Annotated in this window: 22 protein-coding genes; 9 read left to right on the forward strand and 13 right to left on the reverse strand. The window is 40.8% G+C overall.

From position 1 onward, the window contains the following. Position 1: 1 nt before the first annotated feature. From LK453_RS10080 to LK453_RS10105, 6 genes are all read left to right on the forward strand, one after another. Positions 2–856: a hypothetical protein gene (locus LK453_RS10080; RefSeq protein ID WP_201534883.1), complete on the forward strand. Its 855-nt coding sequence runs from the start codon at positions 2–4 to the stop codon at positions 854–856. After that, positions 853–1,590: a hypothetical protein gene (locus LK453_RS10085; RefSeq protein WP_007395041.1), complete on the forward strand. Its 738-nt coding sequence runs from the start codon at positions 853–855 to the stop codon at positions 1,588–1,590. Before LK453_RS10080 ends, LK453_RS10085 begins: the two co-directional genes overlap by 4 nt. A gap of 230 nt (positions 1,591–1,820) precedes the next feature. Beyond that, the gene (locus tag LK453_RS10090) at positions 1,821–2,339 is read left to right on the forward strand and encodes a hypothetical protein (RefSeq protein ID WP_201541663.1); all 519 of its coding nucleotides are present in this window, start codon (positions 1,821–1,823) and stop codon (positions 2,337–2,339) included. A 68-nt stretch (positions 2,340–2,407) separates the two neighbouring features. Next, entirely contained in the window at positions 2,408–2,680 is a 273-nt protein-coding gene (locus LK453_RS10095) for a hypothetical protein (RefSeq protein ID WP_227953994.1), read from the forward strand. Beyond that, a complete protein-coding gene (locus LK453_RS10100) occupies positions 2,664–3,347 on the forward strand; it encodes a hypothetical protein (protein ID WP_007395037.1) in 684 nt (227 codons plus the stop codon). Before LK453_RS10095 ends, LK453_RS10100 begins: the two co-directional genes overlap by 17 nt. A 132-nt stretch (positions 3,348–3,479) precedes the next feature. After that, positions 3,480–5,834, forward strand: a complete 2,355-nt coding sequence (locus LK453_RS10105) for an LPD1 domain-containing protein (RefSeq protein WP_201541661.1) — start codon at positions 3,480–3,482, stop codon at positions 5,832–5,834. 89 nt (positions 5,835–5,923) lie between these two features. Here LK453_RS10105 and LK453_RS10110 read toward each other — a convergent pair whose 3' ends face one another. The 10 genes from LK453_RS10110 to otsB all read right to left on the reverse strand — a co-directional run bounded on the left by LK453_RS10110 (position 5,924) and on the right by otsB (position 16,766). Further along, positions 5,924–6,784, reverse strand: coding sequence for a DMT family transporter (locus tag LK453_RS10110; protein ID WP_201541659.1), 861 nt, complete (start codon positions 6,782–6,784; stop codon positions 5,924–5,926). 339 nt (positions 6,785–7,123) lie between these two features. Further along, positions 7,124–7,546 carry a PPC domain-containing protein gene (locus LK453_RS10115; RefSeq protein WP_376785346.1) on the reverse strand — a complete coding sequence of 141 codons (423 nt, stop codon included), beginning with the start codon at positions 7,544–7,546 and terminating at the stop codon, positions 7,124–7,126. Between the two features lie 481 nt (positions 7,547–8,027). Next, complete coding sequence (locus tag LK453_RS10120; protein WP_201541656.1) at positions 8,028–9,305, reverse strand: tyrosine-type recombinase/integrase; 1,278 nt, start codon at positions 9,303–9,305, stop codon at positions 8,028–8,030. Positions 9,306–9,648: 343 nt separating this feature from the next. After that, positions 9,649–9,942 (reverse strand): hypothetical protein, encoded by a 294-nt coding sequence (locus tag LK453_RS10125; protein WP_044298328.1) that lies wholly within the window; start codon positions 9,940–9,942, stop codon positions 9,649–9,651. Between the two features lie 650 nt (positions 9,943–10,592). Further along, positions 10,593–11,312, reverse strand: a complete 720-nt coding sequence (locus LK453_RS10135; RefSeq protein ID WP_201534867.1) for a glycosyltransferase family 2 protein — start codon at positions 11,310–11,312, stop codon at positions 10,593–10,595. A 132-nt stretch (positions 11,313–11,444) separates the two neighbouring features. After that, on the reverse strand, positions 11,445–12,191 hold the full coding sequence (locus LK453_RS10140) for a class I SAM-dependent DNA methyltransferase (RefSeq protein WP_007395029.1): 747 nt from the start codon (positions 12,189–12,191) through the stop codon (positions 11,445–11,447). Next, positions 12,184–13,086 (reverse strand): PIG-L deacetylase family protein, encoded by a 903-nt coding sequence (locus tag LK453_RS10145; protein WP_007395028.1) that lies wholly within the window; start codon positions 13,084–13,086, stop codon positions 12,184–12,186. Before LK453_RS10145 ends, LK453_RS10140 begins: the two co-directional genes overlap by 8 nt. After that, a complete protein-coding gene (locus LK453_RS10150; RefSeq protein ID WP_007395027.1) occupies positions 13,074–14,195 on the reverse strand; it encodes an acyl-CoA dehydrogenase family protein in 1,122 nt (373 codons plus the stop codon). Before LK453_RS10150 ends, LK453_RS10145 begins: the two co-directional genes overlap by 13 nt. A 106-nt stretch (positions 14,196–14,301) precedes the next feature. Then, a complete protein-coding gene (locus tag LK453_RS10155) occupies positions 14,302–15,906 on the reverse strand; it encodes an alpha,alpha-trehalose-phosphate synthase (UDP-forming) (RefSeq protein ID WP_007395026.1) in 1,605 nt (534 codons plus the stop codon). Next, a complete protein-coding gene (gene otsB, locus LK453_RS10160) occupies positions 15,903–16,766 on the reverse strand; it encodes a trehalose-phosphatase (protein WP_007395025.1) in 864 nt (287 codons plus the stop codon). Before otsB ends, LK453_RS10155 begins: the two co-directional genes overlap by 4 nt. A 640-nt stretch (positions 16,767–17,406) precedes the next feature. Here otsB and LK453_RS10165 point away from each other — a divergent pair. After that, entirely contained in the window at positions 17,407–18,810 is a 1,404-nt protein-coding gene (locus tag LK453_RS10165) for an APC family permease (RefSeq protein ID WP_044298327.1), read from the forward strand. Between the two features lie 263 nt (positions 18,811–19,073). On the opposite strand, the gene tauD is transcribed toward LK453_RS10165, so the two are convergent. Continuing rightward, positions 19,074–19,910 carry a taurine dioxygenase gene (gene tauD / locus LK453_RS10170; RefSeq protein ID WP_201534864.1) on the reverse strand — a complete coding sequence of 279 codons (837 nt, stop codon included), beginning with the start codon at positions 19,908–19,910 and terminating at the stop codon, positions 19,074–19,076. Positions 19,911–20,219: 309 nt separating this feature from the next. Between tauD and LK453_RS10175 the strand changes: the two genes are divergently transcribed. Further along, on the forward strand, positions 20,220–21,716 hold the full coding sequence (locus LK453_RS10175) for an aldehyde dehydrogenase (protein ID WP_007395020.1): 1,497 nt from the start codon (positions 20,220–20,222) through the stop codon (positions 21,714–21,716). Positions 21,717–22,077: 361 nt separating this feature from the next. Next, a protein-coding gene (locus tag LK453_RS10180) for an IS3 family transposase (protein WP_201542363.1) occupies positions 22,078–23,243 on the forward strand; the annotation gives its coding sequence in 2 pieces (ribosomal slippage) (positions 22,078–22,336 and positions 22,336–23,243; 1,167 coding nt in all). A 122-nt stretch (positions 23,244–23,365) separates the two neighbouring features. Here LK453_RS10180 and tnpB read toward each other — a convergent pair. After that, entirely contained in the window at positions 23,366–23,710 is a 345-nt protein-coding gene (gene tnpB, locus LK453_RS10185) for an IS66 family insertion sequence element accessory protein TnpB (protein WP_115342990.1), read from the reverse strand. Continuing rightward, entirely contained in the window at positions 23,707–24,105 is a 399-nt protein-coding gene (locus LK453_RS10190) for a transposase (protein ID WP_201538732.1), read from the reverse strand. Before LK453_RS10190 ends, tnpB begins: the two co-directional genes overlap by 4 nt. Positions 24,106–24,173: the final 68 nt, after the last annotated feature.

A 24,173-nucleotide genomic window follows, 5' to 3' on the forward strand; every position in this document is an offset into this window, starting at 1 on the left:
TATGAAAAAAAATACAAACAAGCCCGCGGATAACGCAAACAAGCCCAAGAAAAGCATAGTAGTAGGATCAGGCGTGCCCTGGATGCACAAAGGTTTAAATCAGCGACTGATCGCCAAGATACGACCGGTATCAGAGGATAACCTGGAAGGCGGCCAGGGCAAACAGACCTATAACCCCATTGAAGGTAATACCATTATTGCTGCGCTATTTGAAGATGGTGAGTTTACAGTTGAGTCTCAGTACTCAACACCCTTTGAAACATCCAATCCTGAAGGTCGGATGCCCAATATGATGGGTATGATTCAATCGGGCGAACTGCCCGCATCAATGTATAGCATTTTTAACTTGGACTCAGAAACAGTGGATGACAGCGCGGTTAAGAGTGTTGCGGGCGACGCTGCTGACAAGCTACTTGGGTTAAAAGATAAGTCTACGTTTACTAAGATTAATAGCCGTCAAGTCTATACCTCATCAAGCTCAGTACGCATTAGTGGGACGCTTGTTTTTCAGGCGTGGGTTGATGCGGCCTCAGAAGTTGAGCGCGCATTGAATGTATTACAGCAATATGCATCACCTAGAAAGTTATCAGATGCGTCTTTAGTAGTGGGCACGCTTAGTGAGGGTGCTGATGGTATGTTTCCATCGACCATACCCTCGCTTGTGCAGTTTCAATACGCTGGGAAAACATATAAGCCTATGTTTATTGAGAGCTTATCAGCACCTATTACGGCGCCGATGAATAAGAACGGCGACAGAATCGCGATTAAAGTACAAATAACATTACTATCCCTAACCGCATGGGATAAATACGACATAGCAAACCTAAGAGCATCATCTAACGGGGGCAAGAAATGACAGACGTTGCAGTAATGCAGTTACAGTTGCTTGAGCACACAGTACCAATGCCAGATCTTACTATTGGTCAAGCCATGGAGGTCGCCAAAATACCAGAGCGTTTTAACGAAAAGCGTATTAGCGCGTTAATTACGCTAGTTACAGGCTATCCGGAGTTGGCTGATAAGTTAACAGTACAAGAACGTTATTATTTTTTATTAAACCAACAAGCTTTATCCCAAAACAAATATGCCGCTGAGAGTAATTTAAGCGAATATTTGATTGATACAGTCGAATCACTGGTACCAAAAGAGTATTTAGACGAGGAGACGCAAATAGGCGTACAACATATTAGAGGTGCTCATGTCTGCTTACTTGAAACGATATGTGAAAATTTGTTTGATTGGACTTGCGGCCTTATGGCTTGCCAGCTTTTCGGCAATCTCAGCAGCATTGTGGGTGGTGATATGGTTTGGGACAAGCTAGACGATAGCTTAACCCAAAATGAGCTGAGCAAACAGGTCCTAGCGCGGGCCAAAACTATCAGCGATCTTAGTGAATTTGACTTTAACAACCTGGCTGAATTGTTTGATAGCCTCATATCTAATTTATCGCATTATGTTGATACCAGTATTGATAACAAGGGTATTACGGTGATTGGGGAGGTTGCTGGCGAATACGTGCCAGCACGATTTCAAGCCCTTTTTGAGTTACGAGGGCATGCAAGACAGCTTGCACGATATATTGTTGAGTGACATTGTTTTGCTGATGGAACATGGCCAAATGAGCATGTTTGAAGCGCTTAAAATGAGTCTAAATTTTGTTGATCTTTATGATAGGTCGCAAGCATTTGATTATCGCTCAAAGATAATGGAGAGAGACACAACAGTCCAATTAGGACTGTACAAAAGGCTAGACGCTATCATCAAGATTTTAACAGCACGTCGGTAATAAACGTGCTCGGGTGTATGAAAAGGGGTGAAGGGTGCAACATAATATTGATACTGCAAAGCTTACTATCGGGCTAATTGCTAGCTCGGTAGCAAGTATATTTAGTGCGTCTGCTAGTGCAGTGGCATTTACGGATCAGCTCAATCAAACCCGTACTTTCTTGTATCTAAACATCCCAATTTGGGTATTCTTTTTTGCTGTATTGCTATTGAGCATGGTCGGTTCAGTGGCCTCTTTGCTTACTGATATTTATACAAGTGATATGGAGCAGCGACCTTCTGTGCTGCAACAAATGTTTCATCTTGCTGGTGGGTTTTTTAGTGGAATTATTGGAGCGTTCGTTTTATTGCCAGCGCTTACCGATGCTGCAAGCCCACCGATTGAAGTTATGCTGATGACAGCGTTGGTTATGTCATTTTCAGGTGTGGTACTTATCAACAACCTAGGTGACTTAAAGCGTGATAAAGAACTCCAAGACTCAGTACGTAAGCTATTAATTAGCAGGGTGTCATGGCTGGCCAACATCTTCACTAAGGGAAATGGGGATAGGTAAAAATGGAACATCTAATCATCATCAACTTGCAAGTCATTAATAATATAACACCGTACCTTGGATTGTTTATGTGTGCAGTCGTTATGTTTAGTGGCAGATATTGCACCAACCGTAAATCAACTTCGACGTTGATAGTGCTTTATGCATTTATATGGCTGGGGCTTTTATGGGCCGATGTTGGTAGTGATGTATTTGTACCGTCTAGGCATACCATTCTAGCAAGAGTGTTGCTCATTCTATCAATGGCAGTGCTCATGCTTGATATAGCGGGCAGCACCAAAAGAGTTAGTGAGCTTAAAAGTAAGATAAGAGAATTTAGAGAAAATGACAGCAAAAATTAGAGAAAACATCAAGAGATTGCAAGGGCAGGCTGGTGCCAAAGCCGATGGGTTATGGGGCCTGAACTCGCAAAAAGCTTTGACTGATTCTGGCAAGCGACTTGGCTATGAGCCTGGCAAACTTGCTAGACACTTTGGACTACTCAAACAATCCCAGGTTAATGGGTTTGATAGTATTTTAGATGCTTGCAACCAATACGGCGGCAACGCTATTAATCCACTTTATTTTGCTTATATGCTAGCTACTACCTGGCATGAAACAGCAAGAACCATGAGGCCCATCGAAGAATACGGAAAAGGCCGTGGTAGGCCTTATGGTAGTCGTATTGATATCCATGGCGGCAGGTATTCTGATTTACTTCCAATTTACTATGGCCGTGGTTATGTGCAGCTAACCTGGTTAACAAACTATGTCTTGATGCGTAAATTACTAGGTGTAGATTTTGTGAATAAGCCTGAGCTGGCACTAGACCCAAAACATGCAGCAGATATTATGATCGTTGGCATGCTGGAAGGTCATTTCACTGGCAAATCACTATCAAGATACATAAGATATGGTTCGTTTGAGCAGTTTAAAAACGCTCGTCGAGTCATTAACGGTACTGACAAAGACACACTGATAGCAGGGTACGCAATCAAATTTTTAGACTGCCTGACGCTGATCAAATAATCTTTGTGAGTAAGGGCTGCGTTACCAGTTAGCGTGGCTCTTTTTTTTTGCCTCTAGGAACACGCAATCAGGGCGTAGAACAATCATTGCGATAATGTGTATAACACTGTATAACGACAATGAGGTTAATAAATGAATGAGACAGTACAGCTTATCAGCAATCTTGAGACCTTGAGATTGTCGCTGGAAAACTTTAACGATCCTAGCGATGAGCCACAGCGGAAAGCGGTTATAAGCGGCCTAAAAGCGCTTGGGATGAATTATCAGCCTGAAAATAACGTTAAGGATGGCTTTAGTGATAACCCAAACGATAATAACTATCGGTATGCTGATACGGGTTATATTGCCGGCTCTAAAAAAGAGCTGGCAAGTAACCGCATAAAACAGTTGGCCAAAGATGGGGTTGCTGTAAAAGTTAAAGACATAGATTGGTCGGAAATTGAAACTGATGCGCTGCTTGCTGAGTCCCTAATTAAAAAATCAAACATTATGGGTCAGGTTGACTACAATGAGTTAAAAGATAATGGTATTGAGCCTGGTACCGCTTTTTTAATTCAAAAAATATTGGCATCTGTGGCAACAGAGCCTCATTGGGACTTAGTTGAATTTGCTAAAAACTCTTATGCTGGTCGTAGAAACATAAGCTACAATCAAGATCAATTACTCGCATTTGCAAGATTAACAGATGAGTTTGGCGCAGCTCAGCAAAAGCAGATGATGCGTAAAGCTTATGTGGCAGGTATTGATACGTTAAAAGCGCGCATTAGTAAGTGTGTCACACCTCGTGATTTGTACAATGAACTTGTGGCTATCGCAGGTGAACTTGGTGGTTCAATGCTTAGTTCGGACGTCGCAGATAAATATAAAACGTTGTCCGCAGAGCAAGATGCATTAAGAACTGAGATGGAAGAGGAGAGTGAGGCGTTATACAAAGAAGCGATTGCTGGGCTTGCTGCAATGGCCAAGGAAGAGGGTGTAAACCCAATTGAATATAATATACAAAAGTGGGTAATGAGCTGGGCTACAGAAAAATACCCCGAACGCCAGTTTAGTGGTAGTTACATTGGTAAAGGCATTGTTGACACAAATAAGTTTGAAAAGTGGAAAGAGTATACTGTTGCTTTAAAAGCTATCAATGCAATAGGGGCATTTGAGACATTAACTACAAATAGGAACATTCAGCAATGGGTTGCTCTTGGTGAGAGATTTTGGGCAATTATTGAGCGTACTTCATCAGCCTTTGTTAAACACCTAAACCTAGCCATAGATGGTAAATATGACGACTGGGGACTGACTATTACAGATAGCAGCAAGACTGGAAGTGGTGGCAAAAAAGGTAAGAAAAAAACAACTTTTGAATTAATTGTTGCTGAACAAATTGAGCGTAAGGGCGGGAAAGAAGTTGTCATCAACTCTACCAAAGAGCTTAAAGATGAATTTGGCTTCAGAGATATTCAATCAGGAGATTGGATTTTAAAAGAAAAATCTAGTGCTGAATTTCATGTGAAGAATACGGCAGCAGCCATGTTTGATTTGTCAGATATTATCGGTATTGACCATAAAGCCCTTGGATTTAACGGTAGATTAGCAATGGCTTTTGGTGCGCGTGGTAGAGGAGGAGCGCTTGCTCATTATGAGCCAGTTCAGCGCGTCATTAACTTAACCAAAATGCGTGGTGGTGGCTCGCTTGGCCATGAATGGTTTCATGCTATCGATAACATTTTAGGTGAAGTACTAGGTAATGAAGAAGCTGTTGGAGCCAATAATTTTTTAACAGAAAATCCAAGCCTTGCTAGTAACCCTAAAATTTCAAACGCCTTTAAAGATTTGCAAGATGCCATGTTCATTGGTGATACCTATACACCTGAAGTGTTTAAGCTTACAGAAAAAGATATTGAGCTGGCAAAATTAAATATTAATCCCGATAAGCTTAATAGGACGACAAAAGCAATCTTAGATGCAGGCAATGCCAGCGGCGCTGTAAGAGCGATTGACGATATGTATGGCAGAACAAATAGAAGCCGCCGTAGCAAACGGCATACAGTATGGCGAAAAGTGGCGGCTGCATATTATAATCAAGATAAGGCAGGAGAAACTGTCGTTCTTGAAACCGGTCCTATATCGTCTAAATATAAAGCAAATTCGGTATCTCTTGATGGAACACGCGCCAAGCCGTATTGGTCTACAACAGTTGAAATGGCGGCAAGGGCATTTCAGGCGTATCTTGAGGATGGTTTAGAGGCGCAAGGACGCCGTAATGACTACTTGAGTTATGGTGCTAACAATGATTTATACGATAGCGCCCATAAGGCTTATCCTGAGGGTGACGAGCGTGCCCGTATTAATGCGGCATTTGATAAGCTATTCAAAGTAATCAAAGATGAGAAGGTATTCGAAAATGCATCAGCCGATGAAGCTTTGATGGACTCTATTTTTGGCAGGCAGCCAAATAATAATTTAGCGTTAGATCATTTGATTCGGTGGTAGCTTGAACTACGAAACAGCATATTCATATTACGGGGAGTGAGTTTTAGTGAAGAAATTCCCTCCTTTTGTAAAAACTAAGTAGGGAAGTGCTAATTCAAATTTCTATACTTTACTCTTTCAGCGTTTGCTAGCCAAATTAAAGGAGCAACAATTAAAGTTCCTCCAACCAGTAAGCTTAAATTTGGTACTTCATTAAACCATATAATGCCTACAATTACTGCGACTAGTAATCCAGAGTATTCAGCACTAGAAACTTTGTGGGCTTCGATGTTTTTGTATACTTCTACACATATTCCGGCATAAATTAAAATAAAAACATTTGATAGAGCTGCTATAGTAAGCGATTCCCAGCTAAACGGGCTGTTTTCCCATAAAGCTAATACTAAGGCAGTAGGTGTCCCCACTAAATTAGTCAATAATAAAGTTTGATAAACGGTATGGTTTTGAGGCAGTTTTCTTACTAAAAGATTATTTATAGCAATTGTGGCCGCTACTAAAAGCGCAAATATTGCGCCTATGTTGATTTGCTTAGGTTGAACAATAATCAAAATGCCGATAAAACCCAGGATAGATACAATAATTGTTGAAGGGCTTAAGTTATCCTTATATAACAAAAAGCCTATTGGTAACATAAGAAGCGGGGCTGCGTAAAAAATAGCATTTGCAGTTGCCAGGGGGAGGGATTGAAGGGATATTACCATGAATACCACACCAATTAACCAAATATGACTGCGAACAAAATGCCATTTTATCTCATTAAACAACTTCTGTTTTTTGTTAATCAAAGAAAGTGGTAAAAGCATAGCAACAGCGGTCAACTGCCGAAAAAGAATAAATTGATATAACGCTGTTTCAGCTGGCAAGTCTTTTATTAGTGCATCTGAAAATACTGCAAAAATATTTCCCACTACTAAAAGGGTCATACCTAATGCTACGCTGATTTTTGGCATCATCGCTCCTATTGCGTTTACAAAAAGCCCTTCTAGGTCCACCTAGAAGGGCTTAGTTATACTTATTGAAAGATATTTAGATCATAAATATTAAAGACCGGTGATTCGTTTGATAAAATTATAAGCCAAAGGTAATGCGATTACTTGTAAGATAGGAGCAATAACAATCGACTCAATTAAGACTACAGTTGGTAGGGTGAAATCTTGCATGTAAGGATCAAGGACTATTGATACGATTAATAGGCTTGGATATAAAGCCACCATCCCTATAAGAGATGATATGAAGAGCTCTTTGACTCTATGGTTCATAATTTTGCCATCCTCTCTACCTTTATAATATTACTGTATAGATATTTTAAGATTGTACTTTGGAGTCTTGCCTAGTCTAGCCTGAGAGCGAGGCTGAAGCACCCGAAGCTCGTATTCTCCTGAATAAGGAAGAGTATAATTACCTTGAGCGTCTAATTCTGGAGAATATTGACCCATATACACTGAGTCTTTTAGCTTATCATGAAATAAATAAGCATCTACATTTCCACCATCTATTTTAACTTTTAATTTTTGACCTTTATTTGCTATAAAATGATATGAATAATACTGGTAGCCTATAATTTGGCCTGTATAACTAGAGGATGTTGTTCCCTTGGCGAATCTTACTTCGATTGGCTTAGTCTCATTACATGCCATGGCATACGAACTGCTTGCTAATAAAGCTACAGAAGTTAACAGGGTAGGAATTAAGTTTTTCATACTCACCTCTATTGTTTACAATATGAAACATCCACTAAGAGCTAGCCAAGCCTTTGCTTATATATTAGAGTTAAGATCAGACTTTAAAGGCAGTACCCATTCTCTAAGACCTTTGGTCACGTTTGACAATCTCGCGGGTATAGCCCTCTCGATTTAGCTACGAGAGGAAGTAGTCATATAATATCACATTAATAATAAACACAAAATATACATAAATATACTTAAAGCCACTAATTTTTTTTAGAAAAATTGGTTAATAAATATGAGGGTTATTTTACGTGAATATTAAATTTTTTCTGGCTCTACTATTTATGTTTGTGATAGGTGGATATTTGGGTTTTAAGACGCATGAAATCTATTACGATGATATTTGTTTGGATATGGGTGGAGGCAAAAATCCAGGAAATCATCCTATTTGCGTTATCTCCAACGAGCCGTCTATGAATTACCCACCACCTATAGAGAGGGTGGGTAGTGCATGAACAATTGTAGCTTATATGAGTTTTGCTATAACTTCATCTTGAGTCATTTCAGCTTGCTTGCAATACAGTTTCTCAATCTGATTTAAAGCCGTTCTAAGCTGCTTCTGTGACACCTGCACGTACTGCAATGTCACATCATCGGTTGCCTTGGTCTCACGATGATTTAACAGCCTTTTAAGGACTGGGTAGTTGATGTTCAAGCTGTTGGCCACGGTGCCAAACGTGCGCCTTAAATCGTGGGGTGTGATATACATGCCATTTAATTCACCAATGCGTTTGTAGCTACGGGTTAAGTCAGTTATAGGTCCGTCAGTATTGCGTTGACTACTTGGAAAAACCCAACGACTACCATCACTTAACCTCTTGCGTTCTTTGAGTAATGCTGCAAGTATTTTGCCCAGTGGCATGTCATAATCTGATCCGTTTTTTGTATCTCTAAATACGATATAACCGTTATCAAGATCAACGTCGGACCACTCAAGATTTTGACCTTCATTAAGTCTCACGCCAGTTAGCATAAACATTAGCATAAGATCGCGAGCATTATTACTATGTGGTGCTTGCATGTGCGAGCTGCGATCGGTGTATTTTAGTAATGTCTTAAAGAACTGGCCTAGATTTTCTTCTGCTACGTGCCTGGTACGTGGTTTTATATTATTCCAGTCCTTTTTGGCATTAAGTATCTTGATAGGCTGTTCTTTGATTATGAAGTCTTCATTCTCGTCTAAAAAACTATCTCTACAATAATTCCAAACTGATCTTAATGCCCTCATAGTCGCATTAGCTTGAGCCTTACTATTGGCGCTTATTTCTTTATGTTTCTTGCTGATCATGGCCTTGGTTATATCGTTAAGCGGCTTATCAAGCCAGTCACTAAGCTTACCTAATATCTGTCGGTCATAGGTTGTTATAGTTCCATCTGAAAGCTCTGATTTCATTTCTTTAAAATAATTATAAGCCTCTAGCAAAGTAGGTACTTGTGGTGCCTTGCTCTCTTCATCTTCAATCTCTGGTAGCTCATGCAGTCCCTCGTAAGGGTGTAATCCTTGTCTGATATTTACCATCATTGCAGTTGCTTTTTCACGTGCGGCTGTTAGAGTAGTCATGTGAACTTCATCAACTAGCGTGCGGTACATTTTTTTGTTAATACGTCTGTTTAAAATATAACGTTTGCTCTTAGTGCCAACGTATAATGCAAAACCCGTCAAAACTTCATCAGGATATATCTTATAACCACTTTCAGTAAGTGGTAGATCATCAATAAACTTCTTCGTTAGCTTAACTTTCATAGCCTTCCCTCAAGACAACAATTAACAACAATGCTATATAGCATATAGCACGAGTTAGCTTAATTAAAGTACATAAAAAGTATATAAAGTATTAAATTGATGATAAGAGCTGCTTTTTCTTTGAGCATTAAAAAACCCTTACAACCTTTGAGTTGTAAGGGTTTGAAGTTGGTGGGCCCAGTAGGACTTGAACCTACGACCAAAGGATTATGAATCCTTTGTACCATGTCTAAATTTAAGCACCTTTGCTGTGAGACGGGGAGTTTTCCGGACAGTTGGGGACTGTCCAGCTCGTCGCAAAGCAAAATCTATGATTTTTCTGGAAGGTTAGCATAAGTATATGTCACTCGTCTTCGCTTGGGTTGTGTAGCGTGTATAGTTTCGGGAACTGTTCCGCACTGACTACTTTGAATTCATTTTCATCTTCACGTACTAACCACTGATGAGGTTTTAAAGTTACAACATCGTCGCCCTTAGTAAGTATAAGCGTCGGTAAGCCTCCATCGAATACAGCACTTGTTTTAACGTCACATTTCAAGTCATCAATCCAGTTCGCCAGCTGTATCAACTCGCCACCACTAAACGGATGGGCTTCAACCAATTTACCAAACTTAGTGCAATATAATTTCATTCTCATCTCACTGTTCCTTATGTTTTAATCCATGCACCCGTGATTGGGTGCGAAGCAAGTAAAAATTTATAAACTTTACTCGACTATTTTTAAACGGCTATCATAAACTATCTAGGCGATGGTGAAGTATTGGGTTGTGATCATTCGAGCAGTGAACATTTTCTAAGCCACCTTCTGCATAACCTTACAGTGAAACAAATAGTAAATATTGGTACGTTTAGAGTGCGGAATGATTTTTAGATCAAAAGAAGAAAAGCTATTATTTGTATAGGCATTACTGTTTGGCATGGTTAGCGCACCGCAAATATTTAAATTAATTTAATACATAATTTAATAATATTGTATTATTTAAGTATAAGCAATGTACTAACACATCTTAGGCGACAAGAGATGTCGCCTTATTTGATAAGTAAAGGATAAGATAGGGGAAGCGCGAGAAATGATAGCCAGATTATAGTAACTAACTAGGTATGATTTACAACCCGACATTTATGAGAAGCTTGACGATTATAGAAAAGTAAAGCATAAGTCCGTTTCTCTCTATAATAACGAGGTTTGGTGCTACTATGCATTAATTAGCAAAAATCTGTTAAAAAGTTTCTCCAGTTAACCTTTTGTAATTTTAATCATAATTGTTTTTAGAATAGTGCTGTTTATTAAAGATCACTCTGTTCCAGATTATTTAAAAATGCCGCAAAGCCCTCGGACGCTCGAGCTTCTAAGCGACTACTGGTGGTAACACGTACTTTATTACTCCATAAGATGTCATAACCTTGTGCTTTAAATTTATTTACCAAGTCTACGTCCTCATGGCAAGCAAGGGGAGCAAATCCGCCTACATTGAGATAAGCCTTGCTGCTAAAGCTTAAGTTGGCCCCATGAATGTGATGGTGACCCATGACGTCTTGATAATGGGCTAAATAGTCTTGTTTGGTCTGAGGGGTTAAATGGTCCCATTTATCGATACTCACCACCCCGCAAATCATAGCCGTAGACTGTTCTGATAGTGCTTGAGTGGCAATATGCGCCACTTGTTGAGTTAGCCAATCGGGTGATACCACAGAGTCGGCATCTGTGCAGGCAATCCATATCGCTCCTTGGTCAATAGCCTCAATAATGCCGGCATCACGTACTTTGCCGACACAGCGATAGTCACAACTAATATAATCGACGCCTGCAGCTTTAACCAAGGTAAGGGTATCATCTGCACAACTATCAAGTACCACGATTGCAAAGGCTTCGATAGAGGGAGGTAGCTGATTAATAGCGATCTTAATCGATGCGAGGCAGTCAGCAATGGTATCGGCCTCATTATGAGCAGGAATGACAATGCCAATTTTGAAGTCAGGACTTAGTGTGTTGTTTATAGCGGACATATCTCATCCCTTAAATTGCCCTTTATTTTAGGTATTTTATTAAGCATCAGATCGTATCGTTCTGTTCTATTCTATTCTATACAATGCACGAGTGTTAAATTCATTACCGCTAAACCTAGTATAAAAACATTTTTAGACTAGATTCTCGCTCATAGCAACTGTATTCGACGAGTGCTGCCAAATATCTAACAAAAAATCACTGTCCACAATCTTGCTTTGGTGGGTAAAAGTCAGAGGATTACTGTCCGTTTGATTGATCGAATTAAACGCTTGATATAAGCGCTGGTGTACCTTCTCACCATTCATCTCAAAACCTTCAATGTCATAGCGCCAATGACAGCAGAGTAAGGTACCCCCGACAGCAAGATTTTGACCAATCCAAGCAGTGACTCTATCTATATCTTCTGCCGATAAGTAATATAAAATTTCACTAATAACGATCAAATCAAAGGGTGCTTTCAAAGCAAACGGTTTATCTGAAACAGGCTCATTATCGATAGTGAATAATACGTTCGGTATCACTCCTTGTATCACTCGCACATGAGACAAGTCAGCCAAACGCTGCTGAGCAAGTTGCACCGCTTGTTTGTTGCCATCAATGCTTAGTAAAGACTGACAGCGCCGAGCAAGTAGTTCGCTAAACACCCCATTGCCACATCCTAATTCAATAGCTCTGCCATATTCAGCTTGTGGTAAGACTGCAAGGCACATGTCACGTTTGCGTTTTTCATACCAACGTGTTTGATACTGCCAAGGGTCGGTATTGTCCTGATATAACGTATCAAAATAGGTTTCTGAATAAGTCGTGGCTTCTTCATTAAAGGCGTTGCGACTACCAACTTCAACAAGGTCAGTTAGCGTGTTAAGGTTATTACTCATACAGATATACTTCCCAAGGCTGGCTAATTCTAGTGATGGTTTGAGCAGATAAAATAGGGGGGTTGCCGGTACTGTCATCGACCGTAATTTGACTTTCGAAACAGTGAATGGCATCCACTTTACGCTGCAGTTGCTCAGTCGTTAATTCAAATCTGACCGCATTTTGCCAGGGTATGCGGCTATCGGAAGGCTTGGCCCAATGCCACGCCCAGATTAGGGCTTGATAGCAATCCAAGTTATGCTGCTTGGCATAGGTAGTCACCACATGACCGGTTGCTTCATGGTCAGGGTGTCCATCATGAACAAAAGGCGTTATCAAAATATCATTGGGCTGGATAATGTCGTCAAGCTTCTGATAAAACAGTTCTTGCTGCTCAAACACTTTACCGTCTTCCAAATCTAAAGCAGCAGTAGCCACTTGATGTTCTATACCTAAGACTTTTAAGGCGGCAACGCTTTCATTAGGACGGATTACTGCAAGTTTACTGGGTGGATAAATTTGAGAGTCAGGGTGGCTTTGGGTACCATTGGTAACATGAACCAATAAGATAGGATTGCCATTGGCTGCTAACTTTTGCAGTAATCCAGCACAGCCCAATATCTCATCGTCAGGATGCGGTGCAAAGACACATACCCGAGGCAGTTGCGTTTCGGCTTCGGCTAGCCTAGGAGCTGGGAAGTCTGCACAAAAGCTTTTAGCGATATCTAATTTTGGTAAATCATGCAGACCTTGCCAGTTCTGCCATGCTTCTTGGCTAGTCCCTTCACCTTCAATGACACGGTCGCCAACGATGGGATGATTATGCTCTTTGTTTTTAGAGCCGTCTTTATTATCCGAGTGACTAGGTTGATCTTTTTGCTGACCGATATTGGTATCAGAGCCTACAGTTGCCATATATTGCCCTCTGCCTGAAAACTGGTTAACTCTCCAATTCTTTGCAAATCAAAGGCGCCATGACTTTGACGAATAAATACAGTCAAATCCGCTGATAAGGTAGCAAAGTGCGCATTACCACAAAAAGGCGCTGCCCCTAAAGCTTGTCCAACCGTCTCTATCACTTGTCGTGCCAGCTGCTCAATATTTGTTCTTAACTGACGGATAGCAAGCTCATGATTGTCTTCAGGCTGACTGTCTATCAAATAAGCAACTTGATGCAAATACTGGCGAGAGACGGCCAAATCACTACTTATTTGACCTAAATACATGGCTTTATAGTCATTGGGTTTTTGTTGATAAGACTCAATTAAGTAGGCCGCCAAGCTTGCAGTCGCCCCATACCAACAAGCAGCGACACCCGCTGCACCATGCCAAAAGCCGACACGATCTAGATAAGCATTGGGAGTGCCCACTTGAGTGGCTGCAACGTGATCAAAGGTGACGGTCGCGGTGTCTGTAGCTTGCATACCTACCGCTTGCCAAGCACTATTATCAATGTCGATACCACTTTGATTCATGTCTACGGTCAGCAACTGTGATTTACCCTGCTCATCACGATAAGTCATCAGCGCATAGTCCACGATATGGGCACCTGAACACCAAGATTTAGAGCCACTAATTTTGCCATCTTGATAACGAATAGGGTTGGGGTGACCTTCAGCCGCCCATACCGCCCAGAGACCTTGCTGCGTTTCGCCATGACCCAATTCATATAGGATGCTTAGCGCATCAAGATGTGATTCAAACCACTTAGCAAGGGTTAAGTCGATGCCTGAGATATAGGCCAAGACTTGCCAACGTAGTAAAGTCGATGATTCTGTATTCTTATTCTGACCTTCGTTATTTTGTTTATTGACACTCTCTAGATTGCTAGCATCAGTACTGACTTGAGCAGGATGAGGAATTTCATCAGAAAAAGTCACTAACACTTGTAACACCTTCTGGCGAATGTCATCAGTCATATTAAAGGTATCACAACGCTTATTGTGCTGATTAATAGGTAATAAAGATTCTACACTGGCTCTAATACGTGCCAGCAAGCCATTTTTTTCCTCTGAAATTGACATAATAGGTTCCTAAATAATTATTATTTAAATTGCCTGTTAGATTTAATCTTAATAAGTTTAATAGTCTTTATAAGTTTAATAGTTCTACAACAGCCGTAATTTGGGTCTAGACCACTTGGTATAGATCTTCCAAAAAGTCTTGCTGCCAAGACTGTAAGTTATCCTGCTTCAACCCATTTAATAGGGCTTGATGGCGTTCTTTTCGTTCCTGCAGTGGCATACTAAGTGCGGTATTTAACCCTTGAACTATGCTATCAGGTTGCTGAGGATCAATAATGACCGCTGCCTGCATTTGTTCAGCCGCACCAGCATAGCGGGACAGTAATAACACACCTGGATTAGCGGGATTTTGGGCCGCAATGTATTCTTTAGCGACCAAGTTCATGCCATCTTTTAGTGAATTGACCCAGCCGATATCACTGTGCCAAAACGCCTTCATCAATGTTTCGTGACTTAATACGTTTTCGCAATAAGAAATGGCTTGCCAACGTCTTTTAAAGGCGGCTGTACTGAGGCCCTCTATACTCGGCGCAGTTTCATTAATAGCGTCTAAATCAACAGACCCTAACTTAACCGATTCGGATATTTCATCCGTGCCCAAAAACTGCTGATTAATGTCATGAACTGATTGTCTAACATTGTCATAAAGTCGCTGATAAACACTGAGATCTAAGCGGCTAGGGCAGGCAATCTGAAATAGTTTTAATTGGTTTTGATAGTTAGGATATTGCTGCAGAAAAACACTATAAGCTGAAAATCGCTCTAATAGACCTTTAGAGTAGTCAATCCTATCGACAGCGATGATATTTTGGGCAGCCGCTTTGATATGGGTATTTTTATGAGTGTTCGGTTCGCATTCTAAGCCGTACTCTAAGCTTAGTGGGCTTACAAGCTGCTGAATTTTGGCAACATTGACCCCGATAGGATAAGCATCTACTGTCAAACGATGCGGTCTGCTTGAGCCAATATTTACGGTTAAGCAATGCGCACTACCATGCTGTGTGACACTGCTTGGCTTTAGATAGTGTTGCATGACCGTTAAGCAATTCGCTTTATCATGCTGAGTTTGAGTGCCAATGACATCATAATGAGACAAATGCTTAATTAACTCAGGACTCCTATCAAGCTGCTGCCAAAACTTTAATGGCGCAAAAGGTATATGTAAAAAGAAGCCAATACGATTGGTGATACCCAATTGTCGACAATAATAAGCCACACTCAAAAAATGATAATCGTGAACCCAAATCACATCGTCGGGCTGAATAAATTGCTTCAGCTGCTGGGCAAATAGGCGATTAACCGATTGATAACTGTCATAGTCCTCTGGCGCTTGTCGAATAAGATCGGTTTGCTCGTGCAATAAAGGCCACAAGACATTGTTGGCAAATCCGCAATAATAATGCTCGTACTGTTTGGGGGTTAGGGCAGTAGTAATATAAGTAATCTCTAGTGTAGAGGCGGGACAGCCGACACTGCTCAATACGGAGGTTGATTTTGTATAAGTAGTAAACTCATTACTGTTATCTTTATAACCGTTATCCAATACCGCAGAATCAGCGGTGTTATCACTCTCGGCAATTTGCCCATTCCAGCCCATCCAGATGCCTGAACTTTCTTTTAAGAGCTCAGATAATGCTACCGCAAGTCCCCCTGCCATAGGATTGTTATCAGGCATTTTCACTCGGTTAGATAACACAATTAAGCGACTCATAGGCAGTCACTCATTGTCATTTTTACAAAGCCTTCAAGTAACTCGCTAACCGCATCAATATCTTGTACATAATAATTAGCGCACGTAGGCTCATTGCCTACTTTAATACCGATACCTTGTAATTGCTTAGGAAATTTAGAATCAGAATTTGTTGACTGCTCTACTGGAATACTGAGGTTTTGAACTGCCTCAAATCCCGCTTCATCGGTAATATCATCGCCAATAAAAATAGGGCATAGCGGCTGACTTTGTGACATATATTGTTGTAAAGCTAATATGGCCGTACCTTTATTAATCCCTTTAGGTACCGCTTCCCACACATATTTGCCAGGCTTTAACGTCCAGTTATCAAGATTGTGTATAGCGTTAGACATTAGGCTATGGCTGATATCCGCCAGAGTAGGATCTTTACGATAATGCAGGGCAGAGGAATAGGGTTTATTTTCTATCCTTAAATCAGGATAAGGCTGGCAAGCCACAGTCAGGTTTTGCTTAATTTGACTCAATTCTAAAAGGTCGATTTCTCCCATAGGGTCCTGTTTCCATGACATCTCTAAACCATGGGTCGCCGCAATTGGCACCTGTAATGGCGATAACATCTGCTTCGCTTCAACAAGACTGCGTCCCGTTACTATGCCAACTTGGATGCCAGAACTTTGAATATTTTGCAAAAGGGTCAATGTAGAGAGCGGAATAAAGCTGTCTTTAGGATTCAGTGTAAATTCAGCAAGCGTGCCATCTATGTCCAAAAACAAGCAATAGTGAGAGACAGCAGACAAATAATCAGCAAGATTATCTGGTCCGATGAGAGTAGGAGAGGTAGTAGGTGTTTCTAAATCAGTAAGTTGTGCTGAATTCACGCTTTTGTCCTTTTTGACCTAAAAAGAGGCTTTCCCAGTAGGAAAATACTCTAAAAGGAGGTCCATTAAAATTTAATTTAAGCCAAATTCATAGGTGGTTTTATAGGTAACCGTTTAATAATTATAGTAATAATAAACATAACCACTTTAATATCGTGGCATAAAAATAACTGTATTGCGATGACAATAATGTGTCGTTTGGTATGTGTTTTAGGAGAGAAGTTTTACAACGAAAACTGAATAATCGTTGTCGCTAACACGCGTTTAGTTAAAGGTGGAGTAATCATAATACCAATGATTTATAGATGAGTTTGAAGGGTCATTAAGCTCGGCTAGTCTCTTCAGTAGTTGCTTGAATAATTGCTTGTTCTGTTTTTAGCTATTAGTTCATTCTACTTGGGATAATGATGTTGTTAAGAAGGTCAATTAGAAGACGAACAGCAATAAAGAATAAGTCTAGTCTAATTAACTATATAAGTGAGGATTGGTGCATCGAATATAATTTATGGTTCACGCTCATCTATCACAAACCCATTTACCAATAGGTGTCTCTTTTAACTCACTGCTGACTTGAGACTTTAGCACCCTGCTAAGGTAATTAAATAGCGGACTGGCCTGTTTGGCGATAAAGGAACAACAGATGTCTCATAAATTACAGAAAAAAGAAATATTTTCAGTAGCATTAGGTTCAGTTATCGGTTGGGGTGCTTTTGTATTACCGGGTAATGTTTTTCTCAAAGACTATGGACTGTTAAATACGGCTATTGGTTTTACCATTGCCGTCTTTATGTTGGTATTTATAGAAAAAAGCTATTCAATGGTCATGGAGCGTGTGCCCAAATCAGGCGGAGAGTATAGCTTTGCGAATGACCTATTGGGTAAGAAGACAGCATTTGTCACTGGGTGGGGATTGTTACTTGCTTATATATCGATTATTCCGCTAAATGCCACAGCCGTACCCATGGTGCTTGATAAGGTATTTCCTTCTTATTCAAAAGGCAGCTTGTTGTATACGGTGTCAGGCTATGAGGTTTTTAGCAATGATGTCTTGGTTTCTCTTTCGATCATTATTTTCTTCATTATTATTAATTTACGCGGATTAAAAGATGCTGCGTTGGCTCAAAAGATTTGCGTCTTCACTTTGGTTTTCTCGCTGATGGTAATCACCTTATTTACCTTTGGTAGTATTGGTGAGGTAGAACAACAAAACCTACAAAGCAACTTGGGTACTATCGATACCGCCTCTATTATTCGCATAATTGCCTTCGCTCCGTGGGCTTTCATAGGATTTGATACCGTTGCTCAGCTGGCAGGGGACCATAGGATTGCGGCGAAAACAGTTTCAAGAGTGACGTTGCTAGCGATTATCATTGGTGCCTTAATTTATAACGTGTTAAATCTGATTACTGCTTTGGGCGTGAATAGCACCGAGCTTGATGCGGTCTCATGGCAAACGGGACAGGCAGTGAAAACACTGGTGGGTAATGGTCTGTTCTATTTATTGGGCGTGGCCATGTTTGGTGCGGTCATATCTGGATTAAATGGCTTCTTTATAGGTTCGAGTCGTTTGGTGCTGAGCATGAGTCAAGACTATGATATCGGCACTCAGTCTCTAAATAACAAAAGTGATGCAGATCTTAGAGCCACTAAAAACGTTGAAACTGTTGAGAATGCTGAGACTAGCAGCGGAAGCATTAATATCCCAAAATGGATTATCTTTTTCATTGGTGGCTGTTCGTTGATGGTGCCATTCTTAGGTCGTAATGCCTTACTATGGTTTGTAGATTTATCTTCTGTAGGGGCGTCAATCGCTTACTTAGTCACCTGTGTGTGTGCTTATAAAATTGCTGAAACGGGTACAGGTAAATTTATTAGTATTATGGGTGTGCTGGTCTCATTTGCCTTTTTAGTATTCTTATTAACCCCATTCTTTGATTCAAATATCACTATGCCTTCGTACTATGTTCTTATTTTATGGTGTGTTTTAGGACTCATGGTTTATCTATTCTTGAATAAGTCGAAGCCAAACGTATCGTTAAATTAAATCTCAGAGTATTAAGGGGTTAGGCTAAAAAAAGAGCCTTGCAGTCTTTCATAGTGAAATGACTCAAGGCTCTTAATGTTTTCAAAAACTGTCATCGAAATGATTAATAGTTATTACCAGTTTTCATGAACTATAACTATCAAATCCAGTTGTTATTAAGATCAGTAACTAGTAAAGCCAGTCGCTATCAAAACCACTAACTGTTAAAACTCATAGCGGGCAAAACGATTAAGCAGTTAACTAATTAAGCAATCAATATTAGATTAAACCGGTCTATCTCCATTCACCGTCGCTCTATGCATAATACGGTGACTCTCTTTGGTGTAATCGCCTACGGCATAGTGCTGTGTGGCACGATTGTCCCAAAAAGCGATATCATTGTTTTGCCAATGCCAACGAATGGTAAATTCAGGTTTGGCGATGTGTTGATATAGGAAGCTTAAGATCGATTTGCTTTCAGCAGGAGAGACCTCGTTAATCTTACTGGTAAAGCCTTCGTTGACGAAAATTAGCTTTTTCCCAGTAACCGGATGTGTTCTAACCACAGGATGAGTAACCGGTGGGTTTTCTAGCTGCACCTGTATCCATTTTTTATGAGCATCTGGGGTGTTGCCAAACCTTTCAAGAGGGAATGAGTTCACAAATTCATGCGTGGCAGTAAGCCCTTCTAACATACGCTGATAGGCAGGGGACAGAGCCTCCCAAGCTGCATAGCTACTTGACCAAGTGGTATCTCCACCGATTGAAGGTACTTTTTTGGCAGCCAAAATACTACCTAGAGGTGGCTTCTCAATAAAGGTCACATCGGTATGCCAGATTGAGTTGTCTGTTAGGTCTAACTGATGATTGTCCAGCACGACGATTTCTCGCGCTTCTTCGGCATGCGGAAAAATGGGATGAATATGCAAAGTACCAAATTGTTTGGCAAAGTCGACTTGTTGGGTCGGCGTAATAGGCTGATCTCTAAAGAAGATTACTTGATGCTGTAATAAAGCATCCGTAATTTGTTGCTTAGTCTCATCTGTCATCGGTTGGCTGAAATCAAATCCCTTAATGAGTGCACCAATATTGGGACTTAGTTGTTCTATTTGCAATGTCATAACACCCTCACTTCGATTTAGTTGCTAGACTAGCATACGTCATCTAAAAACTTTGAAATATGAAATTTAACCATATGATAAGTTAGTAAAGGAATAAAAAATTGCATGGAGTCTATAGCACTATCTATAACACTATGAATCATTCTCTTCATCGTATTTCTTTCGATCGTATTTCTTTTAACACTATAGTCAGAGAACTTTAAATAGGTGACAAGGCAACCAAGTACAAGTACTACTGGCGTAGGCTTAGCGAGGTTAACAGCGTAACCATTTATAAGTTCGTAGGCTGTATTATGATTTGGAGCCACTATGTCCGCTAACAATCAACCTTTGACCAAAGAACAAGTCTTTCAACTTGCCAAAGACAAGCAATTATATGCAGGCAATCTTATTGAAGGAGCATCTTCAACAAGAACCGTAGAAAACACCACTCCAATTGACAATAGTGTCATTGGTAATATCGCTGATGCCACAGCAGAAGATGTGGATGTTGCGGTTGTCTCAGCTCGTGAGCAATTTAATCATGGTGAATGGCGTAAGTTGCCGCCTGCTGAACGCAAACGTCGCATGCAAAAGTGGGCAAGGTTATTGGAGATGCACCTTGAAGAGCTTGCGGCATTAGACTGCATCGATGCTGGCAAGCCTATTACCGAATGTTTAAACACGGATTTACCGGCGACTATCGAAACTTTTGACTGGTATGCAGAGTCTATCGATAAAGTTTTTGGTAAAGTGGCGCCGACTGGTAGCGATGCCTTATCGTGGATTGTTAAAGAGCCTATTGGGGTGGTGAGTGTGGTGCTGCCTTGGAACTTCCCCGCCCAGATGTTTGCTTGGAAAGTTGCTCCTGCTCTTATCATGGGAAATAGCGTCATCGTAAAACCTGCTGAGCTGACGTCATTATCGGCTTATCGTATGGTTGAGCTGGCCTATGAAGCCGGTATACCCAAAGCAGCCTTACAAATGGTGTGTGGACGTGGAGAAATAGTAGGCGCGGCCATCGGACAGCATATGGATATTGATATGGTGTCCTTCACGGGCTCAACTGAAGTAGGCAGATTGTTCCTAACTTATTCGGCAAAAAGTAACCTAAAAGAAGTGGTGCTAGAGTGCGGTGGTAAAAGCCCACAAATCGTTTTCGAGGAGGCCGAGATAAATTCAGATATGATTGATAATATCTTATCAGCTGCCTTCTGGAACATGAGTGAAAACTGTAGCTGTGGCTCTCGCTTGTTGGTGCACAGCAGTCATAAGCAGCAAGTTATTGAGCAGCTTATCGCAGGCTTGGATTCATGGAAGTTGGGGGACCCTCGAGAAGAGGCAGTATCTATCGGACCCATGATTGAGAAAGCCCATTTTGAAAAAGTGAAAGGCTATCTTGATAAGACTTTGGAAGAGGGCGGTGAACTTGTTGCCGGCGGTAAGATTCACGATACTCTAGGCAGTGGTTGGTATATTGAACCTACTGTTTTTGATAATGTTGATTCACAAATGTCTATTTTCAAAGAAGAGGTATTTGGTCCAATTCTTGCCATTACTAGCTTTGAAACAGAAGAAGAGGCGATTAAATTAGCCAATGATAGCAGTTATGGCTTAGCAGCCTCTTTTTATACCAAAGATTTGAAACAAGCCATTCGGGTGGCAAATCAGATTCAGGCCGGCACAGTCTCTATCAATGGCTTCTCTGAAGGCGATATTACCACTCCGTTTGGTGGTTATAAGCAATCTGGTTTTGGTGGCCGAGACAATGGGCTTGAGGCGCTTGAGCAGTACTGCCAAACCAAGACGATTTGGGTAGTGAACTAAGCATTTGTCTCATTCATCATATTAAGATAACCGCTTAATTGGGAGAGCTAAATTGAAGTATAGCCAAAAGCTTTAAGGCTAAAGCTTTTGGCTAATAAAATTTATAGAAAGATGGATCATCTTTCGTAGGTGCTTCAAAGCTTATTAGGCCATCAAAGCAGGGGTACAGGCTATCTGTTAGGTCTATTCGCTAACACTTGGTCGGCGCTTCAAAAACAAAAGCGGGTAAGATAATCTTTTCCATCCCCCAGCATTCAACGGCATTCATATACTCATCGTAATCCATATAGGCCACTGATGTATGCTGAAAAAACCGTAGACAAAAGCTTGGTAAACTAAAGAAGACAAATAGGAGTTTACCATGACTAAGAAAGTTAAGAGATATAGTGAAGAATTTAAAGCAGAAGCGGTCAAAGCAATAGAAAATAATGGTGGCAATGTCAGTGCCACAGCAAGGCAGTTAGGGCTACCAATGCAAACGCTAGCTAATTGGCAACGGAAAGCTAATCAAGGTAAGCTCAAAGGTACTAAACAGTTTGATTCTGAATTAATGGCCGTTATTGAAGAGAATAAGCGTTTAAAGCGAGAGTTAAAGATTGCACAAGAAGAGCGAGAGATACTAAAAAAGGCCACGGCGTACTTTGCAAGGAACGGTCAGTAAGGTACGCCTTTATTGACCATCACAAATATGAATTTAGCATTACCAGCATGTGTAAAATCCTTGATATCAAACCATCAAGCTACTATGACTGGACGAAGCGTGATATCAGTACTCAGCAAATACATCGTAATCACTGTGAGCTACTTGTTAAAGCTGCTCACAGTGAGACTAAAGAGCGATATGGTTATCAGCGTCTACACGCACACTTAAGTGAACAAGGGCACGATGTCAGCAAGTATATGGTACGTAGTATCAAGGAAGAACATGACATCAAATGTAGACGTCATAAGCGCTTTAAAGTGACAACGGACTCAGGCCATAACAAGCGAATCTATCCTAATTTGCTTAAACAACAATTTGGCGTCAATCGTCCTAATTGTGCATGGGTCAGTGATATCACCTATATTTGGACAGATGAGGGTTGGCTTTATTTGGCAGGTGTTAAAGACTTGTATACCAAAGAATTGGTTGGCTACGCTATCGATAAACGTATGAAGGCTGATTTAGTCTGTAAGGCCTTAAATAAAGCGATCAAGGATAAACAACCTAGCCAAGGTCTTATTGTGCATTCAGATAGAGGTAGTCAGTACTGTAGCGATGATTATCGCACAATCATCAGTAAACACGGTTTTAAAGGTTCAATGAGTGCGAAAGGTAATTGTTTCGACAATGCACCAATAGAGAGCTTCTGGGGCGTCTTAAAGAATGAGTTGGTATATCATCATAATTATAGAACTCGATTTGAGGCTATTAACAGTATCATCAAATATATTGAGTTAGATTACAACCAAACGAGGATTCAGCAAGATTTAGGTATGAGATCGCCAAGACAGGTTTGGGTTGATTTCTACCGTCAGGCTGCGTAATTAAAATCTCCCAAGTTTAGGTGTACGGATTTGACGGCAGGGGTCACTTTTGATAAGTCGGATAAGTTGGCAACAGTCATGGCGATATGTTGCCAGAGTTTTATTTGCCTGTCATCTGCTATTTATAGGATGGGGGTTAATTTATCTTTGCCCATGTTACGCCAAGGCAGTCCACTGATTAAGGCATTAAATTGTTCACGGTTGATGCTGATGCCAGTTTGAGTGGTGGCAAGCTGTTTGGTTAAGCCATGAAATTTATTGTCATCGAGCTGACGGCTACAAAGCCATACGCCAAGCCCATCATGAATGAATACTTTTAGGCGTGTGCCTGCTTTGTTGTAAAACAGGTAGGCACAGTGAGGGCGAATGCTTTGGTGCTCGGTGAGGATGTAGGCCAGTAGTTTGCCACTACCACATCGCATGTCCATGGGCGTGGTGGATAGCCAGATGTGAGTGATGGGTATCATTGCAGTCCTCGTAGTAGGTCAATCAAGCTTTGAGTGTCTATTTGGGCAATGTTGAGGCTTATCGCCCCAGATCTTGCAGCTGTGATTTGCAGTTTGATGTTTTGTATGACGGAGGCTGAGCCTAGATGCGCACCTTCAGGCTCAAGATGAATTGGAATAAAGTGCGGGTTTGTTGGATCATCTGGTCTGCTTATAGCGCCAGGTAATGTGTCAGCTTGAGCATGTGCCCGCTGATACTGGCGTTTCCAGTTATGTAGAAGGTTTTGGTTGATGCCATGCTCTCGAGCGATACTGGCAATTGATCGACCTGAGTCTGTCGCTTCTTTTACTAAAAGTGCTTTAAACTCGCCGCTGTAAGTTCTGCGTTTGGGTTTATTAGGGGGTTGTGTTGTCATGTTAGTGTCCACGATTATTTGTTCGTGGACACTATCTCGCATTTTTTAATAGAAAAAAAGATGGGATG

The sequence above is a fragment of the Psychrobacter sanguinis genome (assembly GCF_020736705.1).
Classification (GTDB): domain Bacteria; phylum Pseudomonadota; class Gammaproteobacteria; order Pseudomonadales; family Moraxellaceae; genus Psychrobacter; species Psychrobacter sanguinis.